Here is a 17,446-nt window from a genome sequence, read left to right on the forward strand (position 1 = left end):
ATGTGGAGCGTACTGCTGGTGGAGGATGAGGTATTCGTAAGAGAGTCGGTGCGGGAGATTATTTCCTGGGAGGAGCTCGGCTTCATGGTTATCGGCGAATCCGGCAACGGGACCGAAGCGCTGGAACTGATCACGCGGGATAAACCTGATCTGGTGCTCGCGGATATCGTGATGCCTGGTCTGAACGGCATTGAGCTGTTGAAGCAGACCCGTCAAGCGGGGCTGAATACGAAATTTATTATGCTGACCTGCATGGGGGAGTTTGAATATGTCCGCCAAGCGATGGAATACGGGGCCTCCAACTATATTCTCAAGCTGTCAATGAGCGTTGGTTCATTGCGGGATACGCTGCGTAAGGTTAGCGCCGAGCTGAGTGCCGGCAGTCACCGGAATGTTGCTCTTTTGGAGGCAGACGGGATTCCAGCGGTTGTTGCAGCTTCTGCGGAAGCACCTGACACCGCTAACCCCGGACCGGGTGGGGCTTTTCCTGAAGATGAGGTAAAAAATCCGCCGCTGTCCGGCTTCGGCTCCCTGAACGGGCCTGTTGTTTCGCATCCGGAGATTAGCAAGATCATTGAATATATCGGAGAGCATTATGACCGCGATATTACAGTCAAGTCCATGTCCCGCTATGTGATGATGGGAGAGAATTATATCAGCGCCTTATTCAAAAAGAAAACCGGGCATACGCTGATCCACTATCTGCACGGTGTGCGGATGGAGAAAGCGGCAGTGTTTTTGCGGGAGACCGATCTGCCAGTGCATGAGGTGGGGCATCGGGTGGGTTTTCCGAGCGATAACTATTTCATCAAAATCTTTAAGCGCTGGACCGGATGCACCCCGAGCCAATACCGCCACCGTGAGGAATAGAAGAAATATGTGTGACCATTTTTGCCCGGTCCCTGCTGCAAATTCCGTATATTTGTTCCGCCAGGATGGTGGATTTGTATCTAAAATGCCTCCGGCGTCCCTGCTAGGATGTAAGGGAAGCACAATCCATAACAAAAACGGGGAGGCAGACAGAAACGATGAAAACTAAAAAAGGGTTGACCCTGCTGGCGGCATGCGTGCTGATGCTTGGGATACTGGGCGGATGCGGAGGAACTAAAAATAACACCGGTGGAGAAGCGCAGGGAAACGAAGGCAGCAAAACGGTGAAGTTAACCATGTGGGGTGCCGTTCCGCCGGAGAACGGACCACAGGAGGTTGTGGATACCTGGAATGCGGAGCATCCTGAGACTCAGGTCGAATACGTGCGTTTTGTCAATGATGATGACGGCAACCTGAAGCTTGATACCGCACTCTCGACGGGGCAGAACGTCGATCTGTTCGTCAATTATACTCTGACCAATCTGGATAAACGCATCAAGGGCGGCACTGCCCTCGACCTCGGCGAATTCAGCGACTATAACATCGACGAGAAAATGGGTACGGATGCTGCTACCTGGAAAATAGACGATAAATACTACGGGATGCCAACCAAAAAGAATGCTTTGTTCTTTGCCTTGAATAAGGATGCGCTCGATAAAGCCGGGCTGGCCTTACCAACGGCATGGACCTGGGATGAAGCAAGAGAATATGCCGCCAAGCTGAAGGCAGAGGGTTTCAAGTACGGGCTGGTGCAGCATACTGCCTCGCTGGTTGATCCGCTGGATTCCGCTCTCGTGAAGAACGGTTATGTCAAGGCGGATGGCAGCTCTAACCTTGATGATCCGCTGATCACCAAATGGCTTGAAACACTGAACGGAATGATGCAGGAGGATGCCACCACCCCGCCGCTTGGCGAGCAGCTGACCTCCAAGATGCCTGTGGAGAACATGTTCCTCGGCGGAGAATCAGCGATGATCAACATTGGGGAATGGCTGATCCGCAGCTCCAACAATATGACGGATTTTCCGCGTGAGTTCACCATCGCCTTTGCTCCCGTTCCAAGGCTGGCGGACAACGAGGCGGATTTCGTCAAAAGCGGCGGACTGGGCGACTTCATCTCCATCAACGCCAAATCCAAAAATAAGCAAGCGGCCTGGGAATTCCTGAAATGGTATGCCGACGGCGGTATGATTCCGATGGCGGCCGGAGGCCGCCTGCCTTCCTCCAATGCGGTGGACCAGCAGACCGCGATCACCCATCTGCTCGGCGATCATGCGGACACCTATGATAAAGCTTCACTTGAGTTCGTGCTCTACGGCGATAAGACGCCAACCTTTGTCCGCAGCATCGCCCAGGAAATCGTGGATATGCGCGCCCAGGAATACGAGAAATATTTCCTTGGCAGCCAGACTGCGGAACAAACGGTACAGAGTATGGTCAAACGCCACAATGAATGGCTGAAGCAGAATCAGTAAGCCGCAGCCGGTTGTGCTGCATAGAACCGTTCCCTTATGGGGAGCGGTTTTTTTAAAATATAAGAATTTTATGCTTCACGCTATAAATTATCCTTCTATTTCTCGCTGAAACGGATACCGTCCTTTTGAGGACGGCGAAGCCGTTTCCACTTGTCCACGAATAGAACATTTCCATCCACATGCCCCTAAGCAAACAAGCTGCAAATTAAGTAATTCTGTGATATCCATTCGGTGGTTATGTTCCTTAAAAGCCGCCGGCAGGCTTGTTATGCTTAGGTCGAGATCATACAGCTAAGGAGTGGGGGAACAATGAACAAATCATGGATGAAGCGGCAGAGCAGGCTCGGCTATCTGTTTATCGGACCGAATATGCTCGGGGTCCTGTTGTTTTTTATTATACCGGCCGCCTATTCGTTTTATCTGATGTTCACCGATTACAAATTTATGGACCCGGAGATTCATTTTGTCGGTCTGGACAACATTTCGAGGATGCTGGGAGACGAGCTTTTTTATGTGGCGCTGAAGAATACACTTATCTTTCTGCTGGCCGTTCCGGTGTCGATTCTGCTGGCTTTTATAGTGGCGGTTATTCTGAACAAATCTGTTTATTTTCAAAAAACGCTGCGGGCGCTATATTTCATGCCTTACATTACCAGCGGCGTAGCCATTGCATTTGTCTGGATGCTGCTGTTCCAGCCGACCTCGGGTCCGATTAACGGATTCCTGCGCGGTATTGGCATTAACCATCCGCCAGGGTGGCTGTCCACGACGGAAACCTCGATGTATGCGATTGACATCATCTGGATCTGGTTCATGCTGGGCTACAACATGATTATTTTTCTGGCTGCCCTGCAGGAAATTCCCGAAGAGCTGATGGAAGCCGCCAAAATTGACGGAGCCCGTCCTTGGCAGAGCATCCGCCGTATAGTCTGGCCGCTGGTGAGTCCTACAACCTTTCTGCTGCTGATCACCGGACTGATCATGACGATCAAGAACTTCGGCATCATCCAGGCGATCACCCAGGGAGGACCGGGAAACAGCACAACGGTACTGTCGCTGTTCATTTATCAGAACGCCTTCCGCTATTACGAGATGGGTTATGCCGCCGCCATAAGCTGGGCGCTCTTCGCGATTATCATGATCTTCACCGTGTTCCAGTGGGTCGGCCAAAAACGCTGGGTCCATTACTGAGTGGACGGTTCAGCGTCCGGGTGATGGCTTCGCCACCAAATTTTCAGGAGGATTTCCTATGCAAAAAACAACGATTAGACCGGCAACTCCTTACCTGCAGGAGATCAAGGCTGATTCTTCCCTTAATATCCGCAAAATCATCACAACCCTTGTGATGTCCGGTTTCGCCCTGCTGATGATTGTGCCTTTTATCTGGATGATCAGCACTTCGTTCAAGTCGCCTGCAGATGTGTTCAAATATCCGGTTCAGTGGATTCCTTCCAGCCTGAATTGGGAGCATCATATCAAGGTGTGGAGCGGGAATGACAGCTTTATTACCTACTACCTGAACTCGCTGAAAATATCGCTGATCAGCACGGCCGGCGCAGTGTTCTTCTCTGCTTTTGCCGCTTACGGGTTTGCCCGGATTCAGTTCAAGGGGCGGGAGCCGCTGTTCCTGGTCTACCTGTCGATGATGATGGTTCCGCCGCAGGTGCTGTTCGTGCCGAAGTTTCTGATGTTTGATTGGGCGGGCATCTATAATACACATTGGGCGCTGATTCTGCCCGGCATGTTCACGATCTTTGGAGTGTTTATGCTGCGCCAGTTCTTCCTGTCCGTACCTGCGGAAATTTCCGAAGCGGCATTTATCGACGGGGCAGGGCATTTCCGGATCTTTTTCCGGCTGGTGCTGCCGCTGGCCAAGCCCGCCCTGGCTACTCTTGCAGTCATCGACTTTTCCTGGCACTGGAATGATTACGAGAATGCGCTGGTTTTCCTGCTAGATAAGGATTTATATACCGTTCCGCTTGGCCTGCAAAATTTCATTCTTGAGAACAACGTAGACTACAACGGTATGATGGCGGCAGCGACAGCAGGCATTATTCCGATGATTATCGTTTTTCTGCTGGGGCAGAGGTACATTATTCAAGGAGTGGCCGGCAGTGCAGTGAAGGGGTAGGGAAAGAGGCATGTAACGCAGAACAACCTTCCGCAATCAGCCTATAGGGCTGTAGATCGGAAGGTTGTTCTTATTTCTGCATGATATCCTATGTCCTATCATTCCTGCATAGGACAATTCTCGACCTTACGTTTCGCTATTGTTTCCTTGACCATTTATTTCATTCTCTGCGTTTTACGCATTATACTGCGCCTGGTACAGGCGGCTGTAGGTGCCTCCGGCGTTGACCAGCTCTTCGTGGCGGCCTTCCTCGGAGATGCCGTCTTCGTTTACAACGATAATCCGGTCGGCATTTTTGATCGTTGTGAGACGGTGGGCAATCACAAGGGTGGTACGGCCCACCGACAGGTCAGCCAGCGACTGCTGAATAGCGGCTTCCGTTTCCGTATCCAGCGCCGAGGTGGCTTCATCTAGAATCAGGATCGGAGGGTTCTTGAGGAACATTCTGGCGATAGCCAGGCGTTGTTTTTGTCCCCCGGACAGTTTCACGCCGCGTTCTCCGATCACTGTATCCATGCCATCCGGCAGGCTGCTAATCAGCTCTTCCAGGTGGGCGCGTTTGGCAGCTTCCCAGATTTCCGGAAGCTCCGCATCCAGCTTGCCGTAGGCGATATTCTCACGGATTGTGCCGGAGAACAGGAAGACGTCCTGCTGCACAATCCCGATTTGCTTGCGCAGCGAATTCAGCTTCATGTCACGGATGTCTATTCCGTCGATGGAGATGCTGCCGCCGGTGACGTCGTAGAAGCGGGGCAGCAGGCTGCAGATTGTGGTTTTGCCCGCGCCGGAAGGGCCGACAAAAGCAATCGTATCCCCGGCGTTGACCTTCAGGCTGATCTCCTGCAATACCGAACGATTGTCGTCATAGCCGAAGCTGACGTTTCCGAAGATAATATCTCCGCGCAGCGATCCGACTTCCACCGCACCCGGCTTATCGGCGATATCCGGCTCTGTATCAATCACCTCAAGATAACGCTTGAACCCGGCAATACCTTTCGGATAGCTCTCGATAACGGCATTGATTTTCTCAATCGGCCGGAAAAAGACATTGGACAACAGGATGAAAGCAACAAACTCCCCGATCTCCAGCTCTCCCTGAATAAAGAACCAGGCGCCGCAGACCATGACCACAATTGTAATCAGGCGTGTCATCATATAACTGACCGATGAGCTTTTAGCCATCAGCTTGTAGGCCATCAATTTGGTCTGGCGGAACATTTGGTTGTCAACAGCGAACAGTTCTTTTTCATATTCTTCATTGGCAAAGGACTGCACCACGCGGATTCCCCCGACATTGTCCTCGATCCGGGCATTGAAATTGCCTACGTTGCCGAATAGCCGGTGGTAGGTAGAGGTCATGCTGCGTCCAAAATGGATGATGACCCAAGCCATAATCGGCACGATAATGAACGTGATCACGGCCAGCTTCAGATTGATATCGGCCATCAGGATAAAGGCTCCGATCAGCGTCATCACGGCAATGAATACATCCTCCGGACCGTGATGGGCCACCTCGCCGATATCGTTCAAATCATTGGTAATCCTACCGAGCAAATGACCGGTTTTATTGTTATCGAAGAAGCGGAAGGAGAGCTTCTGGATATGATCGAACATTTTTTTGCGCATATCTGTTTCAATATTTATTCCCAGCATGTGCCCCCAATAGGTGACAACATAATTCATTGCGGTATTAAGAGCGTAGATGGCAAGCAAGGCAACGCTGGCGATCAGAATTAACGACCAGTCTTGTCCGGGGAGCAGATCATCAATAAATTTATTCACGGCCACCGGAAAGGCCAGCTCCAAAAGCCCCGCACCCACCGCACAGGTGAAGTCGAGAACAAACAGCTTCTTATAAGGACGATAATAGGAAAAAAAACGACGCAGCATCTCTTGTTCACTCTTTTCTGTAATGTTATGTATTCTAGTTGAGAGTGATTCTCAACTACCTTTATTCTTAGGATACTAAAGAGGGTTGTCCGATTTGTCAACCGCAAGAATAATTTAAATTGCAGGGGAAGTGAGTAAGTTCTTGCCGTTTCACCCAGACCAGACTGGATATTTCCACATATTTTAAAAGTATTCAAGTATAAAGGAGGAGTTAACATGAGCGAAAATGTTGGAGGATACGGCGGTGCTTTCACTTCCACTGGAGCGATTCTGGTGTTGTTCATCCTGCTTGTAATCATCACTAAGTCTCTCTGGGTATAATCAGCTGATTTAATCTTCTCCAAAGCCGCCGGTCCTTTTGGACCGGCGGCTTTTTCAGATGGAAGGCCGTATAGTTAAGCTATCCTGAGAATCCAAGAAGCTGTGCACCGGCATACATAAGGGGGTATAATGTAACAAAGCGTGATACATAGAACAGCTTCATTTCCGTATAAGCCCGGTGCTTGACGGATTTTTTCGCTGCAATCAGGAGGAGCCTCATGAAAGCAAGGCAAGAAGACCGCAAGATTCAGACTTCATTATCCACCTTATCCCAAGGAAATGCAGGATCTAAACGTATTCTGCTCGTGGTCGGCATCATTTTTGTCGCAGCGGCGCTGCGGGCCCCGTTCACCTCTGTCGGACCGTTGCTGGAGATGATCCGCGATGATCTGGGATTATCCAATACACTTGCCGGAGCAATAACTACACTGCCGCTGCTCGCTTTTGCGCTGCTGTCCCCATTTGCTCCGCAGCTCGCCCGCCGTCTTGGCCTTGCCAACGTGCTGATGCTGGCGCTGCTGGCATTGTCGATGGGAATCCTGATCCGTTCCGCCTCGGGAACCCTCACATTGTTTGCAGGCACCGCAATCATCGGGCTGTCGATTGCGGTGTGCAATGTGCTGCTGCCGGGACTGATCAAGGGCAAGTTTCCCGGGCGTATCGGTCTTCTGACCGGAATTTATACGGTTTCGATGAATTTATGCGCAGCGGTGGCTTCCGGCATTAGTGTTCCGATAGCGGACCAGGCAGGGTTCGGTTGGCGGGGCACGCTTGCCCTATGGTTCATTGTCGCTGCACTGGCTACTCTATTCTGGATTCCGCAGATGAAGAGCCTGGGCCAAGGGAGCGGAACAAGCACGCCCGGCTCAGCCGGGAAAATGTGGCGTTCACCGCTCGCCTGGCAGGTTACCTTATTCATGGGCCTGCAATCTCTGCTTTATTACGTTCTGATTGCCTGGTTCTCGGTCATTCTCGGTGAGCGGGGCATGTCCTCCAGCCATGCGGGCTGGATCCTTTCACTGCTGCAGCTGGCCCAGCTGCCGTTTACTTTTTTTGTTCCTTTATGGGCAGGCAAATTGAAGAACCAGCGGGGGCTGGTTGTTATTACGGCTGTTTTGTTCATGGCCGGAATCTCCGGCGTTTGGTTCGGCAGCAGCGCATGGATGCCGGTATGGGCGATCTGTATCGGCATTGCCGGAGGTTTTGCCTTTGGACTGGCAATGATGTTCTTCAGCTTGCGCACCCGCAGCACACAGGAGGCAAGCGAGCTGTCGGGAATGGCCCAGTCGATCGGCTACCTGCTGGCAGCCATGGGACCGGCATTGTTCGGGCTGCTTCATGACGCTACGCACAGCTGGAACGGCCCGTTGGCACTGCTCGTAGCGGCAAGTGTTCTGCTGCTCGTGGCGGGGCTGGGAGCCGGAAGCAACCGGTATGTAGGAGACGCAACAGAACCCGCCAAATAACGGCGGGTTCTGTTGTGCTGTGACAAATTGCCTTTTGTGGCTTAATTACTTGCGTCAGTGGGGTCCCACCAATTTCCGGAAATCGTAATCATGCAGAGCAATCTAATGCTGTTGCCATAGTAGGAATTGGACGATGTCGGCGCATTGACAATACTTTTCCATAGTGTATTCAGCCAATTTTGATTGCTGGAGTCCAACATGGCGCTAACTGCAAACGGTGCGGAATAAGCAATTGCGGGATCGTTGTCGTCAAGCGGATCACCGTTCAATTTGTATCCCGCTACAATCTTGCTTGGATTGCCATTTGTTTTTTTGGATATCCATGCATTCGTTAGCTTTGTCTGGTTCAATGCCCGCGTATCACCTGAAAGTAAATAATCGACAGGAACTCTCCAGGGAACCCGTGCGGCATTCCAGCTAAAGTACCCGTCCCTGTCTGTTTCCAGAAGATTTGGAGGCGAAGGGGCGTAACCCCCGTTGCTCCACACCACAAAGTCCGGGAGTAAGCCGGTGGTAGGGCTGTATTTAGTGGAGATCGTTTGGATAATTCCGTAAGTGTTATCAGCGACTTTAGCCCAGTTGGGATCACCAGCAGCATTCCCGAATGCCCGAAGATGGCTCAACATAAAGTCGGAGGGACGGGTGGCAAGGCCGTAATCGGGATCGTTATTTTCTACCCAATCGCCGAATTTCAAGCTCCATTTCTGCTGATTCACATCTTCTTTCATGATCGCAGCTATGGCTGCCTTGCCCTCGCTCAAGTAATCAATTGGGCCGCTGCTTCCCCACTGCTTGTCCGCGAGCAGCAAAGCATAGGCGATATCCATGTCTCCATCTGTAGCTGAACGGCTTCCATCATCGCTGTTGCTAGGCGGTGTGTCAATAATATCTCCCGCACCGGTCTTAATCTGCTGCCAGGCCATTAAGGCCGGATTATTTACGCTTGGATGCGCCTTATAGAACCGATAGAGACCGTCAAAATAATCTTTTGCCTGCGGGTCGTAACCGGCCATCAAGGCGGAGATTAACATGCCATAACCGTGACCCTCCGAGCAGGATACGGCATTATCCGGGGCAGCTTCCTTTTCCAGGTTGTAGAAAACGTAGTATTGATCCGATTTTTTTGGATGTTTTTTTAAATATCTCGTTTTCCATTCATTATATTTTTTGCGCACCTCGTCATCCAACTGGTTCTGGGAAACATAGTTGGGCTTGATGGTACCCGCCTGGTATTGCTCATGTTCCGGGAAGGGGTGCATGGCTTGTACGGCAGAGGACGAGACTTCCCCGGAAAATAGAGGCTGAGGTGCTTCTGCCGCTTCAGCCTGCAATGTAAAGGCCAAACATGATAGAACGGTTACAGTTGAAAGAATTCGCTTGAACAATAACATCAACTCCTCTTATTCTAAATAGGTGATGCCATCATCCCTCCTTTTGAACAGTGATAAGGGCTGGTAGGCTAATGGTTGTATGATTCACAGCCTAAACATAACAGACCAGACTTTCGCGATTCTAAAACGAAACTTAATGTAACCTTAAATTTGGGGAAGAAAGATGTGGAAGATCGTAGTTTCTTCTGTTGTACCAAGGAGCTGTATTGAACCTTGATGCAGATGGACAATTTTTTGGGCGATTGCCAGCCCCAGGCCTGTACCTCCGTCATTGGACCGGGCCTTGTCCCCTCTGACAAAGGGTTCGAAAATAATGGATTGCGTGTGCGCGGGAATCCCGTTCCCGTTGTCTGCGAACTCCAGGTAAAGGCCTTCAGGCTGAACCTCCAAAGTGATCCGCAAGCGGGTGCCTGCCGGATTGTACCGCACGGCATTTGCGATCAGGTTGCTGAATACACGTCCCATTTGCTTTCGGTCGAAAGGATAGAGCACCACTGCTTCAGGTATTCCCACCTCCAGTTCAATCCCCTTTTCCTCGATTTCCGGGAAATGGTCCAGTATGGTTTCACGTATACATTCACCGATGTCCTGTTCTTTTTTGTCCAAAATAAATTCAGGATGGTCAAGCTGTGTCATCTCAAACAATGTATCCAGCAGGGCATTCACCCGCTTGGCTTTATTATAGATGGACAGCAGATAGCTTTTTTGATTGTCTGGATCTTTCACCATTCCTTCATGCAGCGCTTTTGCATAACCGAATAAGGTGGATATGGGCGTTTTCAGGTCATGGGCAATATCAGCCAGCATCCTCTGCCTGTCCAGTTCCATCCGCTTTTTTTGTTCTCCGGCCCATTCGAGCTTCTCGGCCATACCATTCAAGGTATCACGGATTTGCAGAAATTCGCTTTCCAGCTTAAAATCAAGGCGAACTGTATAATCACCCGCTTTTAAGCGGTCAATCCCTCCGGAAATTTTTGCCAGCGGATAACTTATTTTTCTTGCTGTCCATCTACTGTATACAAAAATAACAATGGTGGAGAGGAGGATAAATCCCAGTACAGCTTGGGCGTTATAACGTTGAATGTGCTTATCCCGTAGGGTGCCGCTCTGTTTGCTCCAGATGCTCACTTCCAACTGATCAACAGGGATCTTCACCACATAGGTATACAAAACTCCTTTTCGCAAAAAAGAAGCAACCGAGCTGATATAAGGGGCATACTCCGGGTCTTTGTCCAGCAGCATCAACTCCGGTGTGGACTTGTCCAGGGGCGTCCCGATATATTGCGTAATCAGTTTCCGGGAATCCAGAACTTCGATCCACCCGTTGACTTTCCTGATATCATCAAGCAAGGAGTTCAATCTCTCGGCATCATTATTTGCATCCACTAAATTCTGTGCCGTCACCACATCCATCTCTGTCTCTGCGTAGCTCTGGTCAGCTCCTTTGGATGCATATAATATACTAAGGATTCCAATGACACTGATGACGATGACCAAAAGGAAGTAGTGAATACGCAGCATCGTCCGGACGCCTGTGTTTCTCCGGCACATCCTCAGCATCTCTTTTCAAATCTGTAGCCAAGCCCCCGGATCGTTGTTAAATAGACCGGTTTCCTTGGCTCATCTTCGATTTTATCGCGCAGCTTGCTTATATACACCAACAGGGTGTTGTCGTCGCCAAACCACTGCTGCCAGACATTGTCAAGGAGCTGCCGCTTCGTAAATACCCGCCCCGGATTCTCCATGAAATGAAGCAGCAATTTATACTCAATGGAAGTCAGCGTTGTCAGTTGTCCATTCTTGTACAATTGGCAACCGGCCTTATCAAGGACCAGTCCGCCAATCTCTACCAGCTCGGAAGCTGCAGTAGTCTCCGTTTGGACATATTGATATCTTCTTAACTGGGCTTCTATTCGCGCCACAACCTCCAATGGATTGAAGGGCTTTGTGATATAATCGTCAGCACCAATTTTGAGTCCCAGAATTTTATCATGATCCTGCACACGCGCAGACAGCAGAATAACCGGTACCGACAAGGACTGGCGCAATTCCTTCACGACCTGAAATCCGTCACATTCAGGCATCATGATATCCAGCACAATTAAATGAATGGTATGATTTTGTACGATTTCCAGAGCTTCCTTCCCGTCAAAAGCCTCAAGCACATGGTATCCTTCGTTCTCTATATACAATTTCAATAAATCGACGACCTCTCTTTCATCGTCTACTATCAGTATTGTTTGACTCATCGGAAATCCTCCTCTCTCACGTAACTTATCAGAAAGCTTAGTTGCTCTTCATTGTAGCTAATAATCGTGGAAAGGGATATAATGTCCCCCAATCCCAAGACGAGAATGAGGAGCAACAGCAAAGAAGCAACGGTATGCGGGTATGAAGAAACAAAGAGCGTACCGGAAAATAACCTCCGGTACGCTTTTTGTTTCTTACTGTTTCTTGGCGGCAATCCGGATTCTGCGGTAATCCATGATCCAGCCGTCTTCTTGGAACAGGACGGGCTTCAGCTCCTTTTCCATGAAAGCCAGCACATCTTCACGCTGCGGGCCGCTGAGCACGCTCAGAATTCCATCCGCAAAGGTGTTCAGCCAGCGGCTGAAACCCTGCTCTCCGCCAGCAAGCGGTGTTGGCCGCCCGAAGCATAAGGCAAGTTCAACGTTCATCCCGTTCTGTTCCAGGAGTGACGCGTATTCCCCGATACTGGGGAAATACCAGGGCAGCTTCAGCTTGCCGCTGCACCCGATGGCGGCAAAAGCACGCGGCAGCCCGTCTACGACCGAGGCGATGTTGCCTTGCCCGCCGAATTCGGCAATGAACCGCCCTCCGGTCCGCAGGCTGGCGGCAATGCTTGCAGCGGCCCCTTGCGCATCCTGCAGCCAATGCAGAGCAGCATTGCTGAAGACGGCGTCGGCGGGAACATCTGCGCAATAGGATTGGCCATCCGCCAGCACAAATTCCAGCTGCGGATGTTTGCTGCGGGCAGCGCTTATCATCTCAGGGGATGCATCAATCCCTGTAACAGCTGCCCCATGATCAGCGATGGCAGCGGCCAAATCTCCAGTGCCGCAGCCCCAATCTATAATTCGTTCACCCGGCTGCGGCTGCAGCAGATGAATCAAAGATTCTCCGAAGCGGGAAACAAAGGCCATATCCGTATCATAGGTACCGGTATTCCATTGCTGATTCATCAGAAGTCTCCTTTCAGGTCAAACAGGAATACTTCTGTTGTATCATGCGTTATCTTATAAGTGAAATATATAAATCAAATAGAGATTATTGGTTATGCCTATCACCAGTTTCAAGCCGGATTCACCCCCCTGCCCCCAATAAAGCCAAGCTGATGCCGTATAAGCTGAACAGGATCAGGCAGACCGATGAGATCAGACTCAAAGATCGAATGAAGGCATCAGGCAGTTTGCCGCTGATCCAGCAGATAATAGCAGATAACAGCAGCCACCAGCAGCAGGAGCCGAGCGCAATTCCAGCCGGGAGGAACAGGGAAGACCCGACAGTATTTCCAAGAGAAGCTGCGAGCGCCATGAAGCTTAGAATGGTGGCCGGATTAGCCAAAGTCAGAAGAAAGGAGGAGAACATGCTGTAGGCTATTCCGCTGCGGACGGCTTCCGGTTTGGCACCGGATTTGCCAGGCCACAGAGTTTTTACTCCAAGAACCCCGAGGAAGAGGCTGCCGATGAGCCGGAGCGGCAGATCATAGGCAGAAGTAAACTCATTCACAATTCGGAAGCTGGTGACGGTAGCCAGAGCATACAGTACATCGGCAAACGCAATTCCCGCACCGGTCGCCAGGCCTGCCCAGAAGCCATGCTTCAGTGTCCGGTTAATGCACAGCAGAGACATGGGACCGACAGGAGCGGCAATAATAAACCCGAAACCGAAGCCGCTGAAGAGGGCGGGCCAGCTGATCATGGTGCAGTGTCTTCAGGCGACAGCGGGACATTCGGTGTTTCTTTAACCGTTCCGAGGATGATCGTTGTGCGGGTCCGCACAATACCCGGCAGGCTCTTCAGCTCCTCGCTGATGATCCGGTCAAGATCGCGGGTTCCCCGGCAGCGGATCTTCAGAATGTAGTCGTCATCTCCGGCCGTATGATGGCATTCCTGAATTTCCGGCAGCTTCAGCACCAATTCCAGAAAAGCCTGCCGGTGCGTTGGCCGCTCCAGCGAAACCGCAATGAGCGCCGCCAACCCAAAACCGGCAGATTCGGCGTCAATCAATGCCGTATAGCCTTTGATCATTCCTTGCTCCTCCAGTCTCCGAACCCGGTCAGCAGCCGCAGGAGAAGAGAGGCCAAGCAGTCCGGCAAGCTCGGCCCAGGTCATTCTTCCATTTGCCATAAGTGCATTGATGATTTTGTGATCCAAAGAATCCATATTATCAAACCTTCCTTTATGAAGTGTTATATGTAATTTATCTTGAATACGTAAGTTAGTCAGTGATTAATGTTTCAGTGTGAAAATAGGAATTGTCCTGTCCAGACGAGTGATTAATGTACTGCTTCGGAAATAAAACTTGCACTTTACATCAAAAGGGAGTATATTCTTAATTACGGTGATTAAATCGCTGTATTCATAATATGCGGTCATGGCGGAATTGGCAGACGCGCTGGCTTCAGGTGCCAGTGATAGCAATATCGTGGAGGTTCGAGTCCTCTTGACCGCATCATAGTTTACAAACCAAACCCTTCTTCGGAAGGGTTTTTTATTTTGCGTTTTACTGAGTATGGTTGTGTCGTTCGAATAATAAAAATGGCTGGCAAGCGGGATGAATGGAAATGAAACAATTTGAGGAGCAAGTTCTCAAATTAGTGAGGGAAGCCTGACTGTTGCCTTCGGGGACGACGATGCCAGTAACGGTATAGCTGCTGCCATCATGTAGAAGGTGACAGCGGCAGGACTGTAGGCTTACGTCACCATCTATTGGGAGGGATACTGTTCCGCCGTCTTAGTCAGATCTTACGTACCTTGGGGGTCACATATTGACTCTTTCAAGCCTCCGTTCGGTTTATCTTGCTTGCAGCAGGAGTTTTATCGCCCTGTGTCATCCGACTATACATATCCATCCCTTCTTTTGTTAAATGAGGCAATATAAGGCTCCACAGGATGGAAAAGATACTTTTCTGCTTTGGAAGAAATTTTTGGAGAAGAATTATTTCCTGTGTCCCATACATATTGATCGATAATAAAGAAATAGACAAATCTTCATATTGTCCGGCATATAATTCTTCTTTCATAATTCCATTATTAACAAATAGGGTAAATGTATCGGTAAAAAGTGTATAGAAATCATTAACAACCTTAATTTGCATATTAGCTATCTCAGGATACAGCTTAGGCAATTCTGTAAAACTGGAGAAATAAAAGAAATATTTTTCGCGGAATGCACTAAGGATTAAAAACTGCTGATTCAGCCCTTGGATAGAAACCTCTGCTGAGAAATTTAAGTTTTGATATTCTTCATGCTGCCTCGCCATAACACCGATCATGAGGTCTTGTTTTTTTTTGAAATGGTATGTCAAATTACCAGGACTAATATTTAGCGCATCGGAAATATCCCTCAATGTTACATATGCATATCCATTTTTATTAAATAATTCAATTGAAGTCTCAAGGATCTTATCTCTTAAATTATTATCCATGCCTATCTCCTTTATAGCGTTTGTGATATGCACTTGAAATCAAAAGCATTATATCATAAATTGGCCCTTTAAGCCGAAATAAGTAGCTTGATTAAGGATATGGAAGGAATCCAGAGATGATTGCCGAGAATCCTCCGCTAAGAATGATTTTCTCGAAAAAGATCAGAGTTGAATTAGTGTACTCGCAGGAATACACTTGCTTTAGTACATGTGTACTAATATTTCTTTTATAAAAATGATAGAAGGAGTGAATCCAATTGCTGGAAGAAGGGGGGGTATCCATTGGTATGGAAATGCTGCACCTAAGGAAAAGAAGAAATGTATTCGGCATATACAACACAGCTTATTGATTGACTGGTTTCAAGAAAAACTATCAAATGGAGGCAAGCTATGAATCCTCTACCTATCGATACTAACGAAAGAAGTAATCACTTTTATGAGCTAACCTGGAAGGAAGTAAAGATTCCGATGAGAGATGGGAATTATCTCGCCGCAAATCTTTATCAGCCTAATGCGGACGGGGATTTTCCAGTAATCATGACAATGTGTCCGTATGGAAAGGATACGCATTTCTCACAATTTGCTCCTGCTAACCCGACGGTTGCAATAGAATATACTCATTCGCAGGATAAAGGACCGTTACTTAGCTGGGAAACACCAAATCCTGAATATTGGGTGCCACAAGGGTATGCTGTATTGCGAGTAGATGAACGTGGTATCGGTAATTCTCCAGGGAAGCTTGATATATTATCAAGTGCTTTAAAGAAGGATTATTATGATGCAATCGAATGGGCTGGAACGCAAGCCTGGAGCAATGGACGGATAGGACTGCTGGGCATCTCCTACTTGGCAATGAGCCAATGGGCTGTGGCATCCGAACAACCTCCTCATTTAGCGTGCATCATACCTTGGGAAGGTACAGTAGATTATTATGCGGATTTCTGTTATCCGGGTGGAATTCAGGCAAACGGCTTTCTTTCATTCTGGTGGGAAAACGGAGTTTTGACACATCAATACAATCCCGGTGGAAGCCTCTCCGAGGAACAACTGCAGGACAATCGCATTGATTTCCCAGAGATGGTCAAAAACAATCCGTTACGTGATCAATCATGGACGAATCGGTTCTCTGATCTAAGCAAAGTAGAGGTGCCTTTATTATCCGCAAGCAACTGGTTTAGCGCCGGAATGCATACCCGGGGGAACTTTCTGGGATTTCAGAATGCAGCATCGGAGCACAAGTGGCTTGAAGTGCATATCGGCAGCCATGTTGGTGAATTTTATACCGCTCAGGGTCGTGAGCTGCAGAAAAAATTCCTCGATTATTGGCTCAAAGGAATCGATACCGACATAACGAGGGAGCCGAAGGTGAAGCTTGCCATTCCCCGTGGAGGTAATAGCTACACATGGCGCTACGAGAATGAGTATCCGCTTAAGCGTACCCAATGGACTCGATTCTACCTTGATGCAAGCTCAAAGCTGCTTACAGTGGAACTTCCGCAAGCCAAGAGCCAGCTTTGCTATGATGGCGATAAGGAGCGCGAGTCCAGGCACTGGGCCGAGCCCTTTATGGTGAAAGCATTCTCGAGAGAGGAAAACAACTCCAAGCGTATTCTGTTTGAAACTGCTCCGTTCGAGAACGAAACAGAGATTCTGGGGCCTATCAAGCTCCGCTTGTGGGCATCGTCAACTACAGATGATATGGACATTTTTGTATCTTTGCGCAACATTGACCCTCTTGGCAATGAGGTAGTTAATTCAGGAGCACTAACGGACCAATTCCCCATTAGCCAAGGCTGGCTACGCGCTTCCTTACGTAAAACGGATGATCAAATATCGGCGGAATATAAGCCCTACTACAGCTTCGATGAGATTCAGAAGCTGATTCCCGGGGAAGTCTACCCCTTGGATATAGAGATATGGGATAGCGCGATTGTTGTAGCTAAAGGAAATCGGTTGCTCCTGGAAATTGGCAGCCAGAATCAGAGCGGCTGCGCACTGCTGACTCAGACGGCGGATGACAGGGTTTGGGAAGCAGACGTTACTCTATATACAGGGGATGAATTTGATTCTTATTTATTGCTGCCGATCATACCCTAACTGGATTTAACTCTTCCCTACCATTTCATCAGGTCGGGCAGGTTGTGGAATTTGGCAAAGCGCGATTTCATCCGGTAGCTGCTGCCCAGTTGTTCAAAGGTGAGCAGATCATCCTTTTTGCGTATTGTGAGACA

At 49.2% G+C, this 17,446-nt stretch carries 15 protein-coding genes and 1 tRNA gene; 8 read left to right on the forward strand and 8 right to left on the reverse strand.

What is annotated here, in order from left to right; all coding sequences use genetic code 11:
- The 4 genes from MHI45_RS30800 (at window position 1) to MHI45_RS30815 (ending at window position 4,476) form a co-directional block, all read left to right on the forward strand.
- Window positions 1-870 (forward strand): response regulator transcription factor, encoded by an 870-nt coding sequence (locus MHI45_RS30800; RefSeq protein WP_076112249.1) that lies wholly within the window; start codon window positions 1-3, stop codon window positions 868-870.
- 158 nt (window positions 871-1,028) lie between these two features.
- Window positions 1,029-2,345, forward strand: coding sequence for an ABC transporter substrate-binding protein (locus tag MHI45_RS30805; RefSeq protein WP_076112251.1), 1,317 nt, complete (start codon window positions 1,029-1,031; stop codon window positions 2,343-2,345).
- A 309-nt stretch (window positions 2,346-2,654) separates the two neighbouring features.
- On the forward strand, window positions 2,655-3,536 hold the full coding sequence (locus MHI45_RS30810; RefSeq protein WP_076112253.1) for a carbohydrate ABC transporter permease: 882 nt from the start codon (window positions 2,655-2,657) through the stop codon (window positions 3,534-3,536).
- A gap of 154 nt (window positions 3,537-3,690) precedes the next feature.
- Window positions 3,691-4,476 (forward strand): carbohydrate ABC transporter permease, encoded by a 786-nt coding sequence (locus MHI45_RS30815; protein WP_052092519.1) that lies wholly within the window; start codon window positions 3,691-3,693, stop codon window positions 4,474-4,476.
- Between the two features lie 174 nt (window positions 4,477-4,650).
- Here the strand turns inward: MHI45_RS30815 and MHI45_RS30820 are convergent, their stop codons facing one another.
- Window positions 4,651-6,366 carry an ABC transporter ATP-binding protein gene (locus tag MHI45_RS30820; protein ID WP_038589488.1) on the reverse strand — a complete coding sequence of 572 codons (1,716 nt, stop codon included), beginning with the start codon at window positions 6,364-6,366 and terminating at the stop codon, window positions 4,651-4,653.
- Window positions 6,367-6,582: 216 nt separating this feature from the next.
- On the opposite strand from MHI45_RS30820, the gene MHI45_RS30825 reads away from it, so the two are divergent.
- Window positions 6,583-6,687: a YjcZ family sporulation protein gene (locus MHI45_RS30825; protein ID WP_218642530.1), complete on the forward strand. Its 105-nt coding sequence runs from the start codon at window positions 6,583-6,585 to the stop codon at window positions 6,685-6,687.
- Between the two features lie 218 nt (window positions 6,688-6,905).
- Window positions 6,906-8,153 carry a CynX/NimT family MFS transporter gene (locus MHI45_RS30830; RefSeq protein WP_076112255.1) on the forward strand — a complete coding sequence of 416 codons (1,248 nt, stop codon included), beginning with the start codon at window positions 6,906-6,908 and terminating at the stop codon, window positions 8,151-8,153.
- Window positions 8,154-8,194: 41 nt separating this feature from the next.
- Here the strand turns inward: MHI45_RS30830 and MHI45_RS30835 are convergent, their stop codons facing one another.
- The 6 genes from MHI45_RS30835 to MHI45_RS30860 all read right to left on the reverse strand — a co-directional run bounded on the left by MHI45_RS30835 (window position 8,195) and on the right by MHI45_RS30860 (window position 13,950).
- Window positions 8,195-9,538: a glycosyl hydrolase family 8 gene (locus MHI45_RS30835; RefSeq protein WP_256718174.1), complete on the reverse strand. Its 1,344-nt coding sequence runs from the start codon at window positions 9,536-9,538 to the stop codon at window positions 8,195-8,197.
- Between the two features lie 150 nt (window positions 9,539-9,688).
- Window positions 9,689-11,095, reverse strand: coding sequence for a sensor histidine kinase (locus MHI45_RS30840; protein WP_076112257.1), 1,407 nt, complete (start codon window positions 11,093-11,095; stop codon window positions 9,689-9,691).
- Between the two features lie 2 nt (window positions 11,096-11,097).
- Entirely contained in the window at window positions 11,098-11,793 is a 696-nt protein-coding gene (locus MHI45_RS30845) for a response regulator transcription factor (protein ID WP_076112259.1), read from the reverse strand.
- Between the two features lie 195 nt (window positions 11,794-11,988).
- On the reverse strand, window positions 11,989-12,747 hold the full coding sequence (locus MHI45_RS30850) for a class I SAM-dependent methyltransferase (protein ID WP_076112260.1): 759 nt from the start codon (window positions 12,745-12,747) through the stop codon (window positions 11,989-11,991).
- A gap of 121 nt (window positions 12,748-12,868) precedes the next feature.
- The gene (locus MHI45_RS30855) at window positions 12,869-13,486 is read right to left on the reverse strand and encodes a LysE family translocator (protein ID WP_076112261.1); all 618 of its coding nucleotides are present in this window, start codon (window positions 13,484-13,486) and stop codon (window positions 12,869-12,871) included.
- Window positions 13,483-13,950: an Lrp/AsnC family transcriptional regulator gene (locus MHI45_RS30860; RefSeq protein WP_038589500.1), complete on the reverse strand. Its 468-nt coding sequence runs from the start codon at window positions 13,948-13,950 to the stop codon at window positions 13,483-13,485. The genes MHI45_RS30855 and MHI45_RS30860 overlap by 4 nt, the downstream gene beginning before the upstream one ends.
- 205 nt (window positions 13,951-14,155) lie before the next feature.
- Here MHI45_RS30860 and MHI45_RS30865 point away from each other — a divergent pair.
- Window positions 14,156-14,239 (forward strand) — tRNA-Leu (locus MHI45_RS30865).
- Between the two features lie 325 nt (window positions 14,240-14,564).
- On the opposite strand, the gene MHI45_RS30870 is transcribed toward MHI45_RS30865, so the two are convergent.
- Window positions 14,565-15,215, reverse strand: coding sequence for a TetR/AcrR family transcriptional regulator (locus tag MHI45_RS30870; RefSeq protein WP_341118532.1), 651 nt, complete (start codon window positions 15,213-15,215; stop codon window positions 14,565-14,567).
- A 390-nt stretch (window positions 15,216-15,605) separates the two neighbouring features.
- Between MHI45_RS30870 and MHI45_RS30875 the strand changes: the two genes are divergently transcribed.
- On the forward strand, window positions 15,606-17,312 hold the full coding sequence (locus tag MHI45_RS30875; RefSeq protein WP_341118533.1) for a CocE/NonD family hydrolase: 1,707 nt from the start codon (window positions 15,606-15,608) through the stop codon (window positions 17,310-17,312).
- The last annotated feature ends 134 nt before the right edge of the window (window positions 17,313-17,446 follow it).

Source organism: Paenibacillus sp. FSL H3-0321, assembly GCF_038002865.1.
Taxonomy (GTDB): domain Bacteria; phylum Bacillota; class Bacilli; order Paenibacillales; family Paenibacillaceae; genus Paenibacillus_AQ.

Excerpts from the sequence above, each read along its gene's own strand:
- MHI45_RS30820 (WP_038589488.1), bottom strand. The coding sequence starts at position 6,366 with ATGCTGCGTCGTTTTTTTTCCTATTATCGTCCTTATAAGAAGCTGTTT.
- MHI45_RS30825 (WP_218642530.1), top strand. The coding sequence starts at position 6,583 with ATGAGCGAAAATGTTGGAGGATACGGCGGTGCTTTCACTTCCACTGGA.
- MHI45_RS30840 (WP_076112257.1), bottom strand. The coding sequence starts at position 11,095 with ATGTGCCGGAGAAACACAGGCGTCCGGACGATGCTGCGTATTCACTAC.
- MHI45_RS30860 (WP_038589500.1), bottom strand. The coding sequence starts at position 13,950 with ATGGATTCTTTGGATCACAAAATCATCAATGCACTTATGGCAAATGGA.
- MHI45_RS30830 (WP_076112255.1), top strand. The coding sequence starts at position 6,906 with ATGAAAGCAAGGCAAGAAGACCGCAAGATTCAGACTTCATTATCCACC.
- MHI45_RS30850 (WP_076112260.1), bottom strand. The coding sequence starts at position 12,747 with ATGAATCAGCAATGGAATACCGGTACCTATGATACGGATATGGCCTTT.
- MHI45_RS30855 (WP_076112261.1), bottom strand. The coding sequence starts at position 13,486 with ATGATCAGCTGGCCCGCCCTCTTCAGCGGCTTCGGTTTCGGGTTTATT.
- MHI45_RS30800 (WP_076112249.1), top strand. The coding sequence starts at position 1 with ATGTGGAGCGTACTGCTGGTGGAGGATGAGGTATTCGTAAGAGAGTCG.
- MHI45_RS30810 (WP_076112253.1), top strand. The coding sequence starts at position 2,655 with ATGAACAAATCATGGATGAAGCGGCAGAGCAGGCTCGGCTATCTGTTT.
- MHI45_RS30870 (WP_341118532.1), bottom strand. The coding sequence starts at position 15,215 with ATGGATAATAATTTAAGAGATAAGATCCTTGAGACTTCAATTGAATTA.
- MHI45_RS30815 (WP_052092519.1), top strand. The coding sequence starts at position 3,691 with ATGTCCGGTTTCGCCCTGCTGATGATTGTGCCTTTTATCTGGATGATC.
- MHI45_RS30875 (WP_341118533.1), top strand. The coding sequence starts at position 15,606 with ATGAATCCTCTACCTATCGATACTAACGAAAGAAGTAATCACTTTTAT.
- MHI45_RS30845 (WP_076112259.1), bottom strand. The coding sequence starts at position 11,793 with ATGAGTCAAACAATACTGATAGTAGACGATGAAAGAGAGGTCGTCGAT.
- MHI45_RS30805 (WP_076112251.1), top strand. The coding sequence starts at position 1,029 with ATGAAAACTAAAAAAGGGTTGACCCTGCTGGCGGCATGCGTGCTGATG.